Annotated in this window: 15 protein-coding genes; 4 read left to right on the top strand and 11 right to left on the bottom strand. The window is 68.2% G+C overall.

Annotated features, from left to right (window positions below):
* Positions 1-126 precede the first annotated feature (126 nt).
* Positions 127-735: a hypothetical protein gene (locus tag EGK63_RS03915; protein ID WP_125900018.1), complete on the top strand. Its 609-nt coding sequence runs from the start codon at positions 127-129 to the stop codon at positions 733-735.
* On the opposite strand, the gene EGK63_RS03910 is transcribed toward EGK63_RS03915, so the two are convergent.
* The 9 genes from EGK63_RS03910 to EGK63_RS03870 form a co-directional block, all read right to left on the bottom strand.
* Positions 687-1,148, bottom strand: a complete 462-nt coding sequence (locus EGK63_RS03910) for a hypothetical protein (RefSeq protein ID WP_125900017.1) — start codon at positions 1,146-1,148, stop codon at positions 687-689. The genes EGK63_RS03915 and EGK63_RS03910 overlap by 49 nt on opposite strands.
* A gap of 11 nt (positions 1,149-1,159) precedes the next feature.
* Positions 1,160-1,882, bottom strand: coding sequence for a hypothetical protein (locus EGK63_RS03905; protein ID WP_243637557.1), 723 nt, complete (start codon positions 1,880-1,882; stop codon positions 1,160-1,162).
* Positions 1,883-1,954: 72 nt separating this feature from the next.
* Complete coding sequence (locus EGK63_RS03900) at positions 1,955-3,373, bottom strand: NAD(P)(+) transhydrogenase (Re/Si-specific) subunit beta (protein WP_125900015.1); 1,419 nt, start codon at positions 3,371-3,373, stop codon at positions 1,955-1,957.
* Between the two features lie 24 nt (positions 3,374-3,397).
* On the bottom strand, positions 3,398-3,772 hold the full coding sequence (locus tag EGK63_RS03895) for a hypothetical protein (RefSeq protein ID WP_125900014.1): 375 nt from the start codon (positions 3,770-3,772) through the stop codon (positions 3,398-3,400).
* 20 nt (positions 3,773-3,792) lie between these two features.
* Complete coding sequence (locus EGK63_RS03890) at positions 3,793-4,074, bottom strand: hypothetical protein (RefSeq protein WP_046653284.1); 282 nt, start codon at positions 4,072-4,074, stop codon at positions 3,793-3,795.
* A complete protein-coding gene (locus EGK63_RS03885) occupies positions 4,071-4,397 on the bottom strand; it encodes an NAD(P) transhydrogenase subunit alpha (protein ID WP_121482436.1) in 327 nt (108 codons plus the stop codon). Before EGK63_RS03885 ends, EGK63_RS03890 begins: the two co-directional genes overlap by 4 nt.
* A complete protein-coding gene (locus tag EGK63_RS03880) occupies positions 4,397-5,530 on the bottom strand; it encodes a Re/Si-specific NAD(P)(+) transhydrogenase subunit alpha (protein WP_125900013.1) in 1,134 nt (377 codons plus the stop codon). Before EGK63_RS03880 ends, EGK63_RS03885 begins: the two co-directional genes overlap by 1 nt.
* Before the next feature lie 137 nt (positions 5,531-5,667).
* Entirely contained in the window at positions 5,668-5,913 is a 246-nt protein-coding gene (locus EGK63_RS03875) for an aa3-type cytochrome c oxidase subunit IV (RefSeq protein WP_165906523.1), read from the bottom strand.
* 72 nt (positions 5,914-5,985) lie between these two features.
* Positions 5,986-7,776 carry a M3 family oligoendopeptidase gene (locus EGK63_RS03870; protein WP_125900012.1) on the bottom strand — a complete coding sequence of 597 codons (1,791 nt, stop codon included), beginning with the start codon at positions 7,774-7,776 and terminating at the stop codon, positions 5,986-5,988.
* Between the two features lie 122 nt (positions 7,777-7,898).
* On the opposite strand from EGK63_RS03870, the gene EGK63_RS03865 reads away from it, so the two are divergent.
* The 3 genes from EGK63_RS03865 to EGK63_RS03855 all read left to right on the top strand — a co-directional run bounded on the left by EGK63_RS03865 (position 7,899) and on the right by EGK63_RS03855 (position 12,049).
* Positions 7,899-9,695 (top strand): DUF4153 domain-containing protein, encoded by a 1,797-nt coding sequence (locus EGK63_RS03865; protein ID WP_125900011.1) that lies wholly within the window; start codon positions 7,899-7,901, stop codon positions 9,693-9,695.
* A gap of 115 nt (positions 9,696-9,810) precedes the next feature.
* Positions 9,811-11,280, top strand: a complete 1,470-nt coding sequence (locus EGK63_RS03860) for a sigma-54 dependent transcriptional regulator (RefSeq protein WP_125900010.1) — start codon at positions 9,811-9,813, stop codon at positions 11,278-11,280.
* A 115-nt stretch (positions 11,281-11,395) separates the two neighbouring features.
* A complete protein-coding gene (locus EGK63_RS03855; RefSeq protein ID WP_243637556.1) occupies positions 11,396-12,049 on the top strand; it encodes a hypothetical protein in 654 nt (217 codons plus the stop codon).
* Positions 12,050-12,105: 56 nt separating this feature from the next.
* Here the strand turns inward: EGK63_RS03855 and EGK63_RS16440 are convergent, their stop codons facing one another.
* Together EGK63_RS16440 and EGK63_RS03845 are read right to left on the bottom strand one after the other, a co-directional pair.
* Entirely contained in the window at positions 12,106-12,672 is a 567-nt protein-coding gene (locus EGK63_RS16440; protein ID WP_165906522.1) for a hypothetical protein, read from the bottom strand.
* 70 nt (positions 12,673-12,742) lie between these two features.
* Positions 12,743-13,051: a hypothetical protein gene (locus EGK63_RS03845; protein WP_125900009.1), complete on the bottom strand. Its 309-nt coding sequence runs from the start codon at positions 13,049-13,051 to the stop codon at positions 12,743-12,745.
* Positions 13,052-13,067 lie beyond the last annotated feature (16 nt).

Genomic DNA, 13,067 nt, shown 5'->3' with positions numbered 1-13,067 from the left:
GAGTTTCAACACGAACGCCACACGCTTGATGGCGCGCTTCGCCTGTCAGCCCAATGCCCCTTGCGATACAGCCACATTCCAGACACAGAACGTCGTTCTCATGGCCAGACATTCAGGGGGCTCAGAATGCTGATCGTTCTTATGTCGCTGGCTATCGCGCAGGCCACGCCTTCTTCCGTCAGTGAGACCTGCTCTCACGACCGGGTGGCGCTTCTCGCGTTGCCGCCCGCCGCCTTTGACCAGGATCTTCAGGGCGGCTGGCGCCCCTTGGCTGAAAAGCCCGAATGCGCTGCCGTCGCCGCTGACCTGCTGGCCGACTGTCGCAAGGCGCGTTGGAGCGACCTGACGCCGAGCGAACTCCACACCAACTACTGGCATGAGGGCCAGCTCCGTGCGGGGCTGGGCCAGACGCAGGCGGCGACGCGGCTGATGATGGCCGGGGTGAATCCTGACATGTCTCGCAGTGGCTTTTCCGATTATGCGCTTGGGACCATCGCCTTCCTTCACCAGGACCGCGTAGGCCTGATCGCCGCAAGAGAGCGGCTGGCCGCCCTGCCCAAGCCGCCCGATTTTGATCAGGCGGCCGCGCGTTTCAAGGCCCAGTACGGCTTCGATCTGGAATGGCCGGTCAACCTCAAGGTTCTCGACGGCTTCATCGCCTGCTTCGATCGACCGTATAGTGAGGCCTACGGCTCCTGCCCGACAGCAGCGGACCCGCCTGCCGGACGCCACTGACCATTCTCGAACACCACCTCATCCCCGCCGCGCCAGGGCACGCGGCTCAACGGGCCGCCGGTCATGCCGTAGCCAAAGACGCTGTATCGCACGCCCGGTTTCAGCGCCGCCGCCTCTACTGTCGTTTCGAACCCCTCGGGCGTCTCGCCATAGACCACCTGCCTCAGGCCCCGGCAGTCGCGGCCGCGCGCCTCGATCGACCAGACCGGCCGCATCATGGCGTTCGACCGCTCATGCACGGCGATGCCGCCCAGACAGGCCTTCTCGGGCTTGGCGGGATCGGCGCCGAAGGTCGCGACCGGCCGCTCCAACCCGCCGCTGATGTTGACCGGGATCATCGCCGAGCACGCCGCCAGCACGACGGTCGCCGTCGCCAGCGCCGCACCGATGCGCAGAACCGCGCCGCGCTTCATCGCCCTCGCCCTCAGCAGCGGCCGTAGGGGACGTAGCCGACCTCGATCTCGTCGATGCGGACGGCCTTCAACTCGCGCACCGCCATCTGGTCGAAGTCCGCGCTGCAGTTGAAGGCGGCGTCGATCACATAATCCTCCCCCTTGGCCGCCTTGATGGCGTCGCGGACGCGGAAGGAGGCGTCGATCGTGGCATCGCTGACCATCACGGCCGAGGCGCGAATGCCCGGCGAGACGCGCGGGCCGGCGCTTTCTAGATAGACCCACGGGTCGGCCGCATTGCCGCAAAGCATCAGGCAGTCGGCCTTGAAATCGGCGTTGCCGCGCGCGGCGGCGAACTCGCCCATGGTCAGGTCGATCTTCTGCGGCAGATCATAGTCCTTCAGCGCCGCCAGGGCCTGGGTCGAGCAGGCCGGCGTCATCGGCACGGCGTAGCCGACGACCTCCTCGCCCTCGGCGCGGACGCGGACCGTGCAGCCGCCGATCTCATAGGTGCGTTCCTTGTCCTGAATCGTGCGGGCCGGACCCAGCTTGGATTCCAGATAGGCCACCTGCACGCCCATCATCTGGTCGATGGTCGGCGCGCCGCTCGCTGCAGGCGCGGCTTCAGGCGCCGCCTGGGTCGCCTCGGCCGGAGCGTCAGCCTTGTCGGCCGTCTTCTCCGCCTGACCGCAAGCGGCCAGTCCGGCCAGGACGCCCAGCACGGCGACGGTTTTCAGTCCTTGGAATGCGGTCATGATGTCTCCACGGCTCAGGTTGGGCGTCGCAAGCCAACGCACCGCCGCGCGAAGGGTTCTCGCGCACGACCGTCAAAGGGCCTTCACGATCCCTTCAACCATCTTCTTGGCGTCGGCGAACAGCATCATGGTGTTGTCGCGGAAGAAGAGCTCGTTCTCGACCCCGGCGTAGCCGCTGCCCATCGACCGCTTGATGAACAGGACGGTCCCCGCCTTCTCCACGTCCAGCACCGGCATGCCGTAGATGGGCGACTGCGGGTCGGTCTTGGCCGCCGGGTTGGTCACGTCGTTGGCGCCGATGACGAAGGCCACATCGGCCGAGGCGAACTCGCTGTTGATGTCCTCCAGTTCGAACACCTCGTCATAGGGGACGTTGGCCTCGGCCAGCAGGACGTTCATATGCCCCGGCATCCGACCCGCGACGGGGTGGATGGCGTATTTCACCTCAACGCCTTCTTCCTTCAGCGTGTCGGCCATTTCGCGCAGGGCGTGCTGAGCCTGGGCCACCGCCATGCCGTAGCCGGGCACGATGATGACCTTGGAGGCGTTCTTCATGATGAAGGCGGCGTCCTCGGCCGAGCCCTGCTTGACCGGCCGCGTCTCGACCGCCCCGCCGCCCGCCGCCGCGCCCGCCTCGGCGCCGAAACCGCCCAGGATGACGCTGATGAAGCTGCGGTTCATGCCCTTGCACATGATGTAGCTGAGGATCGCGCCCGACGACCCGACCAGGGCCCCGGTGATGATCAGGGCGATGTTCTCCAGCGTGAACCCCAGCGCCGCCGCCGCCCACCCGGAATAGGAGTTCAGCATGGACACCACGACGGGCATGTCCGCCCCTCCGATGGGGATGATCAGGGTCGCGCCCAGGATCAGGGCGATGGCGAACACGCCCCAGAAGGCCCAGATCGCCGTCCCGCCCGTCCCGATCAGGATGCCGATCAGGAAGACGAGAGCCAGCGCCAGAGCGATGTTGATGAGGTGCCGCGCCGGCAGGATGATCGGCGCCCCGCTCATCCGCCCGTCCAGCTTGGCGAAGGCGATGACCGAGCCGGTGAAGGTGACGGCGCCGATGGCCACGCCCAGGCTCAGTTCGACGATGGACAGGGTCTTGATCCCGCCCGTCGCCGTGACGATGCCGAAGGCGTCGGGCGCATAGACCGCCCCCACCGCCACCAGACAGGCCGCCAGGCCGACCAGGGAGTGAAAAGCCGCGACCAGTTGCGGCATGGCCGTCATCGGTACGCGGTTGGCGATGACCGCGCCCGCGCCGCCGCCGACCACGACCCCGCCCGCGATCAGGGCCAGGGTCAGGGGATCCAGCGCCCCGCTGGTCCCCAGCGTCAGCAGGGTGACGCCGACGGCCAGGGCCATGCCGACCATGCCCAGGGTGTTGCCTTTACGGCTGGTCTCAGGGCTGGACAGCCCTCGAAGCGAGAGGATGAACAGAACCCCCGCCGCCAGATAGGCCAGCGCCGCGATCGATGCGTTCATCCCCTCCCCCTCTTCAGTCCTGAATCAGAAAACGTTGACGATGGCGGGCGCGCCGCCGTTGGTGCCCGCCGCCGTGGCCTGGCCGTTCTTGACCACCGCCAGACCGACCGTTCCCTGGCCGCCCGTCTTGATCACCTGGCAGCGGCCGTCCGCGCCCGGCAAACGCCCGGTCATCCGGCCCGAGCCCGTGTGCTTGATGCGATTCATGTGAACGCCGCGCACCGTCACGGGCGCGAAACCGCATTCCAGCGCCCAGCTGGCGCCCTGCGGCGCGACAACCGACCAGTGCAGGCCGCCGTAGGGATTCTTGCCCACTTCGCGGGTCGATTGCGCAGAGGCAGCCCCGGCCAGGGCGACAACAGCCGACACGGCTGCGACGGAAATCAAGACAGTCTTCATCACGCGATACTCTTCGAGGTTTAACGTTTGACGGATTGAGTGCGCGACAGACGCCACAGCGCCGCCGCGATGAACAGAGGCCCCAGCAGGATCATCGCCCAGTCGAAGACCGTCATCTGACGATCCTGGATGATGATGCGCGTCAGGACGGCGGCGAAAACCAGCACGACCCCGCAGTCCTGGAACCGCAGGCGCCCGATGGGGTCTTTCACCCGCACCCAGCTCCAGATCCACAGGGCCACGCCCAGACCCGTGACGGCCCAGGAGGCATAGAAGGCCAGCAGGATAGGCGACAGGGTCACGAAGCCTTGGGCCTTTCCTTCTTGCGATACATGGCCAGCATCCGGCGCGTGACCATGAAGCCCCCGAAGATGTTGACGCTGGCCAGGGTGACTGCGGCCACGCCCGCGCCCTTGGCGATCCAGGCGTTCGGCCCGCCCGCCTGCGCGCTCATCGCCGCCGCCGCGATCAGGCCGCCGACGATGATGACGCTGGAAATTGCGTTGGTCACGGCCATCAGCGGCGTATGCAGCGCCGGCGTCACGCTCCAGACGACATAGTAGCCGACGAAGATCGACAGGACGAAGATCGCCAGGCGAAAGACGGTGGGATCAACGTGTTCCATCAGCCTCTCACTCCTTCATGCACCACGGCGCCGCCGTGGGTGACGACGGCGGCCTTGAGGATTTCCTCCTCCAGATCGACCGCCAGGGCGCCGTCCTTGATCATCAACCCCAGGAAGGCGACCAGGTTGCGCGCATAAAGGGCGCTGGCGTCCGCGGCGATGCGGCCGGGCATGTTGCTCCAGCCGACGATCTTCACCCCATTGGCCGTGGTCACGACCTCATTCGGCTTGGAGCCTTCGACGTTGCCGCCCGCCTCGACCGCCAGGTCGATGATGACCGAGCCCGGCTTCATCGAGGCGACGTGCGCCGCCGTCACCAGCTTCGGCGCCGGGCGGCCGGGGATCAGGGCGGTGGTGATCACCACGTCCTGCTTGATGATGTGGGCGGCGGTCAGGTCGGCCTGCTTGGCCTGATACTCGGCTGACATGGCCTTGGCGTAGCCGCCCGCCGTCTCGGCCGCCTTGAACTCTTCATCCTCGACCGCGACGAATTTGGCGCCCAGGCTCTCGACCTGCTCTTTGGCGGCAGGGCGCACGTCGGTGGCTGTAACGACCGCGCCCAGACGCCGCGCCGTGGCGATGGCCTGAAGCCCCGCAACGCCCGCGCCCATGACGAAGGTCTTGGCGGCGGCCACCGTCCCGGCGGCCGTCATCATCATGGGGAAGCCCTTTCCATAGGCATAGGCCGCCTCGATCACCGCCCGATATCCGGCCAGATTGGCCTGGGACGACAGCACGTCCATCACCTGGGCGCGCGTGATGCGCGGCACGAACTCCATGGCGAAGGCGGTGGCGTTGGCGCCCCTCAACGCCTCAAGCGTGGCCTTGTCGCGCCAGGCGTCCAGCAGGCTGACCACCACCGCGCCGGGCTTCAGGGCGCTGATCTCCGACGCCGTCGGGCCGCGCACCTTCAGCAGGATGTCAGCTCCCGCCAACGCCGCCGCCAGATCGGGCCGCACGCTGGCCCCCGCCACGACGTAATCGTCATCCGGAATGGACGAGCCCAGACCTGTTCCCGCCTCGACCGTCACGGTCGCGCCGAGATCGGCCAGCTTCCTGACCGTTTCCGGGGTTACGGCGCAGCGCGTCTCGCCTTCATGGCGTTCACGGGTCACGGCGATGGCGACGGCCAAGCGAATCCTCCCAATCCCCAGGGTCCGAAAGCGACGTTAGGCCGAAGCTGGAAGCGGCGTCAAAGCCCCACAAGCAAAAGGCCCGCCGGACGAACCGGCGGGCCTTCAGGACACCTCTGTTTCCAGAGAGCCGAAACTCAGTGCGACGACTTGGAACGCAGCATGAAGAAACCCGCGACCGACAGCACGACACCGCTAATGAAGGCGGGAATGAAACCGGCGCCGACGGCGAACCACACCGTCAGGAAAAGAATCAGCACGGCCGTGGCCAACGACAACCACTTGGTCAGGCCCATGAACAGCGTCCAGGTGCCCGCTTGCTCCGTGATGTTCATTTCCCCGTGGACGTGGGGGGCGGTCGCTTCAGCGTGCTGGTCGGCCATGGGGCATCCAAAAAAGAGTCGAGATTTCGACGGCCCTTATAGCGAGGCCTGCGCACGGCTCAAGCCCGCGCCTCATCCCAGCGCCTCGAACCGATCGATCAGGCCTTCCAGCCGCTTGGTGCCGATGGTCCAGAAGGCCGGGTCGCGCGGGTTCAGGCCGAACGGCTTCAGCGCCTCGACATAGGTCCGCGCCCCGCCGCCCGACAGCAGGTCGCGATACAGGGGCGTAAAGGCCGCCGGATCCTTGGCCCGCGTCTCCATCAGCGCCGCGACCAGCAGATCGCCGAACGCATAGGCGTAAACATAGAAAGGCGCGTGGACGAAGTGGCTGACATAGGCCCACCAGTCCTCATAGCCGGTCAGGTCGACGGACGGGCCGAGGCTGGCGCCCAACTCCTCCATCCAGATTTCGCGGATGCGCTCGACCGGCACCTCGCCCGCCGCCCGCTCGTCATGGAAGCGCGTCTCGAAGCGGTGGAAGGCGATCTGGCGGACCACCGTGTTCAGCCCGTCCTCGATCCGGCCCGCCAGCAGGGCGCGCTGTTCGTCCGGCGTCGCCTCGGCCAGCAAGCGGTCGAAGGTCAGCCCCTCGGCGAAGATCGACGCCGTCTCGGCCAGCGTCAGCGGCGTGTCGGCCAGCAGCGATCCCTGCCCCGCCGCCAGCGTCTGGTGCACCCCGTGGCCCAGTTCATGCGCCAGGGTCAGCACGTCGCGCCGCTCGCCCATCCAGTTCAGGAAGACATAGGGGTGCCGATCCGCCGTCACCGGGTGCGCATAGGCGCCGGACTGCTTGCCCGCCCGCGCCCGCGCGTCGATCCACGGCCGGTCGAAGAACCAGCCCGCCCGCTCGGCGAAGTCTCCGCCCAGATCAGCGAAGCTGGACAGCACCACCGCGCGTCCGCCCGCCCAGTCATAGGCGCGCGACGCCGCCGCCTCGATCGGCGCGTTGCGGTCCCAGTGGGCCAGCCGATCCTTGCCCATCGCCTTGGCCTTCAGCGCGTAGTAGCGGTGCGCCAGACGCGGATAGGCTTCGGCTACCGCCTCGGCCATGGCGTCCACGCTCTCGCCGTCGACTTCATTGCCCAGGTGGCGGCTGTCGGCGGGGCGTTTGAAACCGCGCTTGCGATCCTCCAGCGCCTTTTCGGCGGCCACGGTGTTCAGCACCATGGCCATGGTCCGGGCGATACCGGAAAAGGCCGTCGACAGGCCCTCGCCCGCCGCCTGACGTTTGGCGCCGTCCGCGTCGCTGAGACGGTTCAGCCCCTCGGCCAGGGTCAGCTCCTCATCCCCCACGGGTGCGCGCAGCACGGCCAGGGTCTCGTCGAACAGGCGCGGCCACTGGGCTTGAATCGGGCCGCGCTCGGCGATGAAGGTTTCAAGCTCGGCCGACAGTTCATGCGGCTTCATCGCCCGCACCCGGCGCAGCCACGGCGCCCAGCGCGCGGCGGGCGCATGGGCCGCCAGCGCCGCCTCCACCGCCGCCTCGTCCAGCGCATTGATCTCCAGCGTCAGCCAGACGGTCGGGGTGGCGATGACGGTCAGCTTCTCGCGCACATCGGCCTCGAACCCCTGCGCCGCCGCGTCCTCGCGGTTGGTCGAGGCGGCGAGGAAGGCGTAGGCGCCCAGCGCCCCCATCACGTCCGCCGCCTGCTCATAAAGCCCGATCGCCTCATCCAGCGCCCGGCCCAGTTCGGCGCCCGACAGCGCGGCCAACCGCCCCTGAAACCCGTTCATCCGCTCCACCAGCCCCCTGGCCCGCTCCAGATCGGCGGCGATGCGCGCATCCTCGCGCGAGGCGTAGAGGTCGGACAGATCCCACAGCGGGGCGTCGGCGAATTCGGTCGTTTTGACGGGCGCGTTCATGCCCTTGGTTGTGGGGAGGCAAACGGCGCGATGCAAGCCGCCCTTCTTTCAGCAGGTCAGCCTCAAGCCAGGACGATGAAAAGCGCCTTCCCTTCGCCCGCAAAATCGAGCACTGTTCAAATATGACCCATACCGCCCTCGACCCCACCGGCCGCGCCTCGCTGGAAGGCGCGCGCGGGCTCGCCGCCATCCGCATCGGGATCGGCCTGATCCAGGGGCTGGTTCTCTATCTGCTGTATCGGTCGGCGTCGGACGCCACGGCCCTGGCCTGGCCCGCGACCCAGCCTTCGCTGTTCGCCGCCCTGGTGCTGGCGGCGACGTTCGCGCCGATCATGCTGCTGGCGGGCGTCGGGCGGATGGGATGGAAGACGCTGGCGCTGTGGGGCGCGGTGGCGGCGGCGGTTCTGGCGCTGCTGGGTTGGCACGACGCGGCCCAGCAGGCGAGCGACTACTTCCGCCCGCCCTATCTGCGCTTCCCGGTCGTGGCCTTCGCGGCGGCGGCTCTGTTCATCGCCCATCACCTGATTGTCCCTGCGGTCGAAGGGCGACGCTGGATCGCCGACTACGACGACTATTTCGACACCGCGTGGAAGGCGGGCGTGCAGTTGGTGCTGTCGCTGGGCTTCACCGGCGCCTTCTGGCTGCTGCTGTTCCTGGGCGCGGCCCTGTTCCGCGTCATCGGCCTCAACTTCCTGAGCGAGCTGCTGGGCAAGGAGTGGTTCTCCATCCCCGTCACCTGCCTGGTCTTCGCCGTGGCGGTGCAGCTGACCGACGTGCGCGGCGGCCTGATCCGGGGCGTGCGGACGGTGGCGCTGATGCTGCTGTCGTGGCTGCTGCTGGTCATCACCGTCCTGGTGGCGGGCTTCCTGGCCGCCCTGCCCTTCACCGGACTGGACGGGCTGTGGAAGACGGGCAGCGCCACGGCCCTGGTGCTGTCGGCCACCGCCGCCCTGATCGTGCTGATCAACACGGCCTACCAGGACGGGCGCGAGGACAATTTGCCGCCCGCCGCCCTGCGCGCGGCGGTGCGGATCGCCTCGGTGCTGCTGACGCCGCTGATCCTGATCGCGCTCTGGGGTCTGTCCTTGCGCATCGGCCAGCACGGCCTGACGCCCGACCGCATCATCGCCGCGGCCTGCGCCCTGGTCGGCGTTCTGTACGCCGCCGGATACGGCTGGGCCGCCCTGTCGCCCCTGTGGCGCAAGACCGCCTGGATGAAGCCGCTGGAGCGCACCAACGTCCTGGCCGCAGTCCTGACGGTGCTGGTCATCCTCGCCCTGTTCAGCCCCCTAGCCGATCCAGCCCGCCTGTCCGTCAACGACCAGATGGCCCGGCTGAAGCGCGGCGCCGTCAGCGCGGCCCAGTTCGACTACGCCTTCCTGCGCTTCGGCGCGGGCAAGACGGGACGCGCGGCCCTGGCCGAGCTGGCGAAATCCTCCGACGCCGAGATCGCCCGTCGCGCCAAGGCGGCCCAGGCCGTGACCTCGCGCTATGACATAGAGGAAGCCGTCCTGCCCCCGCGTGCGCCGAACATCGCCCCATGGCCGGCGGACAAGCCCCTGCCCGCCGCCTTCCTGGCCCCGGCGCCGTCCGGCGATCCGCGCTACGCCTGCAACAGCGATTACAACTGCCTCGCCGCACAGCGCGACCTGAACGGCGACGGCCGCGACGAAATCCTGTTGGCGACCACTTACAGGATCGCCCTGTTCGCTCAGGGCGCCGACGGCCGCTGGGTCCATCAGGGCGACTATCAGGTTCCGCATTGTCCCGGTCCCGGCGGCCGCGATCTGCGCGAGGCGCTCAAGCATCCCGATCTCAAGGCCGTCGCTTCGCCCTGGCCGAACTTGAGCATGGGCGCCGTGACCGGGCAGTTGCAACCGGAAGCCGTCTGCCCACCACCCGTCGCCGTTAACCCCTGACTCAGGTCTCCGAAACCCGATCTTCATTCCCTCCGTTCTAGGGTTGTGTCGAAACGAGCCAGTCCCGAACCAATGAGGACGGCCGTTCGATGGTGATGTTGAAGGGTGTGCTCCAATGGCCAAGACCGTTCTGGTCGTCGACGATGATCCCACGCAGCGCCGCCTGATTCAGGCGGTTCTGGACCGTGAAGGCTATGCGGTCGTCCACGCCGGAAGCGGGGGCGAGGCCATCGACCGTCTGACCAAGGGCGGCGGCGCCGACGTGGTTCTGCTGGACCTCGTCATGCCGGGTCTGTCGGGCATGGAGGCCCTGGCCGAGATACGCACGGCGGGCGTGGCCACGCCGGTCATCGTGCTGACGGCCAACGGCGGCATAGAGACGGTGGTCAAGGCCATGCAGGCCGGAGCCCAGGACTTCTTCGTCAAGCCTGTCGGGCCCGACCGCCTTCTGGTCGGCGTCCGCAACGCCCTGCAGATGACCCAGCTGACCGCCGAGATCGGCCGCCTGAAGAAACGCGCTGCGGGCCGCTCCTCGTTCGACGACATGGTCGGCGACAGCGAGCCCATGCGCATGGTCAAGGCCCTGGGCCAGCGCGCGGCCAAGTCCTCCATCCCCGTGCTGATCACCGGCGAAAGCGGCGTCGGCAAGGAAGTGATCGCCCGCGCCCTGCACGGCGCCTCGGACCGGGCGGGCAAGCCCTTCGTCGCCGTCAACTGCGGCGCCCTGCCCGCCAATCTGGTCGAATCCATCCTGTTCGGCCACGAGAAGGGCGCCTTCACCGGCGCGCACGAAAAACACGCAGGCAAGTTCGTCGAGGCGAACGGCGGCACCCTGTTCCTGGACGAGATCGGCGAACTGCCGCTGGACATGCAGGTCAAGCTGCTGCGCGCCCTTCAGGAAGGCGAGGTCGATCCGGTCGGCGGCAAACGCCCGGTCAAGGTCGACGTCCGCATCGTCTCGGCCACCAACCGCGACCCGGCCCAGCAGGTCAAGGAAGGCGCCTTCCGCGAAGACCTCTTCTACCGCCTGAACGTCTTCCCGATCGAGGCCCCGGCCCTGCGCGAACGGCGCGAGGACATCCCGGCCCTGGTCGAGCACTTCATCGCCCGCTTCAACCTTGAGGAAGGCAAGCGCGTCATCGGCTGCTCGCCCGAGACCTTGGCCCTGCTGCAGGGCCACGACTGGCCCGGCAACGTCCGCCAGCTGGAGAACGCCGTCTATCGCGCCCTGGTCCTGGCCGACTCGCCCCTGTTGCAGCCGCACGACTTCCCGGCCATCTCGGGCGTCGCCGTGCCGCTGGACGCCGTGGCCGCCGCGCCGAGCGGCCCGGACGCCCCCGCCTCGGCTTCCGCGTCCGTCTCGACCGACGACGACGGCCAGCACGACAGCCCCGTCCGCATCACCGATGACCGCGGCCACGTCCGCACGCTGGAACAGATCGAACGCGACCTGATCCAGCACGCGATCGAGGTCTATTCCGGCCATATGTCGGAAATCGCCCGCCGCCTGGGCATCGGCCGCTCCACCCTCTACCGCAAGGTTCGCGAACAGGGCCTGGAGGAACAGCTCAAGGAAGCCGGCTGAAGAAGGCCCGGACGCGGCCCGAAACAGGGCCCGTCGTTTCCGTTCGGGGTTTCAAAGGCGAACTTTACGGGCCACACCCTCCCTGCGTTCTGTTCACGAAAGGGAGCCGTCCCTCTTGTTTCGCTACCTCGCCGTCGCCTTGACCCTGGCGTCCGTCGCCGCCCTGACCGCCGCCTGCTCCAACCCTGAGGCCCCGACCAAGGCCGAAGCCGCCGCGTTCAAGGTCGCCCTGCCGCCCGAGTGCGAGAACCATCCCCTGCTGGCCGCCATGCCGACGGCCCAGACCATCGCCGGCAAGCCGCTGACCGAGATCGACTGCCAGGCCTTCTCGGTCTCCATGACCTATGGGGAGCCGGGGACCAGCACAGAAATCCTGCTGATCGATTCCAAGGCGTCGGTTCCCGAGGAAAGCGGTCCCCTGTCCGGCCTCATCGCCGGCGCTCAGGAGACCGCCTACAAGAGCGCCGTCGCCGCCGTCGAGATAACCAGGGGCGGACGCGAGCTGGCCCTGTCCTCCCCGACAGCCCTCGCCTCGATCGGCGGCGAGAACTACCTGTCCGTCGTCATGGACGGCCCGACCGGCGAAGTCGCCGTCATCGGCATCGAGTCCATGGATTCAGGCGGCGACGTCGATTCTCTGATCAGCGTGTTGAAGGACCGCTACGGCCTGACCATCCACATCGAACAGGACCACCTGTCCGGCGCGGCGGCCGCTCGCGCGGCCTATCAGCCCTATCTGTCGGCCATGCGCCTGAACGCCCTGCCCTAGCCAGCGAAAAGAGCGGCGGAGTTCGCCTCCGCCGCCCTTCATCTTCATGCCCTGGCTCAGTTCCGGCTGACCGTCAGGCTGTAGCCGCCTTCCGATCCCCGACGCGCGGTGGCGCGAGGCTGGAACGGGGTGATGACGTAGGTCGTGTCCTTGGAGGCCTTCAGCTCAGCCGTCTGACCGTCGACCTCGCCCCGGAATACGGCCGCGCCGCCCTGGTCGGCTGCGTCGCTGATGTTGAAATACAGGTTGGCGTTCGACGGCTTGAAGGCGACCTTCAGCGTCTGGCCCGACGCCACGGGCACGGCGTACACCGGCGCCGCATAGCCCTTCACCGTCCCCTCCTTCGTCACCGAGCCGACCCGGTCGAATGTCAGCACCTCCAGCGCCGAGCCTTCCTCGCGGACGAAGGCGCGCGCCGCCGCTTCATCAACGGCGGGCAGCGCCTGGGCGGCGTCCGGCGCCGGGCTGACCGCCTGGGGCGCCGCCGCGGGGCCGCCGCTGAGATCCGGCGTCGCGTCCGAAGCCGCCTCGGGCGCCGCGCCCGGCCGGTCTCCGCACGCAGCCAGCGCCAGGCTCAAGCTCAGAAGGCCGCCGGTCAGGGCGGCGGAGACGAAGCGTTTCATCAGTCTTCCCTCTCAAAGGGTTTGGAAATCCGCAGGCGCAACGCTCGGCCAAGCTGGACGGTTGCAGGCCTCATTCGCCCTCATCGGGCGCGGCCTCTCCACGACGCCGTCCGAATCGACGCAGCTCGCCCTTGGCCTTGGCCGTGATCTCTTTCAGCTTGCGGCCCTGCATGGCCGACAGGGCCTGACCCGGCGCGCCCTTTTCCGGGTCGGCGAAGGCGCGGCCGTGTTCGCGAATCCGCTCCCCGACCGAATCGAGAAACTCCCCTTCCCATTCGGACAGGGAAACGCCCGCCTTCTCTGCCGAGCGGCGGGCGCGTTTCAGAGCGTTGAGCGCGGATCGTTTCGCCGCCTCCTTCTGCTGCTCCCAGGGGCTCAGAGAAGGTTTGGTTTTA

The organism is Brevundimonas sp. 357 (genome assembly GCF_003938605.1).
GTDB lineage: Bacteria > Pseudomonadota > Alphaproteobacteria > Caulobacterales > Caulobacteraceae > Brevundimonas.
The sequence above is the reverse complement of the archived record's forward strand: the minus strand, read 5'-3'. Positions and strand labels throughout refer to the sequence as shown.

Excerpts from the sequence above, each read along its gene's own strand:
- EGK63_RS03915 (WP_125900018.1), top strand. The coding sequence starts at position 127 with ATGCTGATCGTTCTTATGTCGCTGGCTATCGCGCAGGCCACGCCTTCT.
- EGK63_RS03910 (WP_125900017.1), bottom strand. The coding sequence starts at position 1,148 with ATGAAGCGCGGCGCGGTTCTGCGCATCGGTGCGGCGCTGGCGACGGCG.
- EGK63_RS03905 (WP_243637557.1), bottom strand. The coding sequence starts at position 1,882 with ATGACCGCATTCCAAGGACTGAAAACCGTCGCCGTGCTGGGCGTCCTG.
- EGK63_RS03900 (WP_125900015.1), bottom strand. The coding sequence starts at position 3,373 with ATGAACGCATCGATCGCGGCGCTGGCCTATCTGGCGGCGGGGGTTCTG.
- EGK63_RS03895 (WP_125900014.1), bottom strand. The coding sequence starts at position 3,772 with ATGAAGACTGTCTTGATTTCCGTCGCAGCCGTGTCGGCTGTTGTCGCC.
- EGK63_RS03885 (WP_121482436.1), bottom strand. The coding sequence starts at position 4,397 with ATGGAACACGTTGATCCCACCGTCTTTCGCCTGGCGATCTTCGTCCTG.
- EGK63_RS03875 (WP_165906523.1), bottom strand. The coding sequence starts at position 5,913 with ATGGCCGACCAGCACGCTGAAGCGACCGCCCCCCACGTCCACGGGGAA.
- EGK63_RS03870 (WP_125900012.1), bottom strand. The coding sequence starts at position 7,776 with ATGAACGCGCCCGTCAAAACGACCGAATTCGCCGACGCCCCGCTGTGG.
- EGK63_RS03865 (WP_125900011.1), top strand. The coding sequence starts at position 7,899 with ATGACCCATACCGCCCTCGACCCCACCGGCCGCGCCTCGCTGGAAGGC.
- EGK63_RS03860 (WP_125900010.1), top strand. The coding sequence starts at position 9,811 with ATGGCCAAGACCGTTCTGGTCGTCGACGATGATCCCACGCAGCGCCGC.
- EGK63_RS16440 (WP_165906522.1), bottom strand. The coding sequence starts at position 12,672 with ATGAAACGCTTCGTCTCCGCCGCCCTGACCGGCGGCCTTCTGAGCTTG.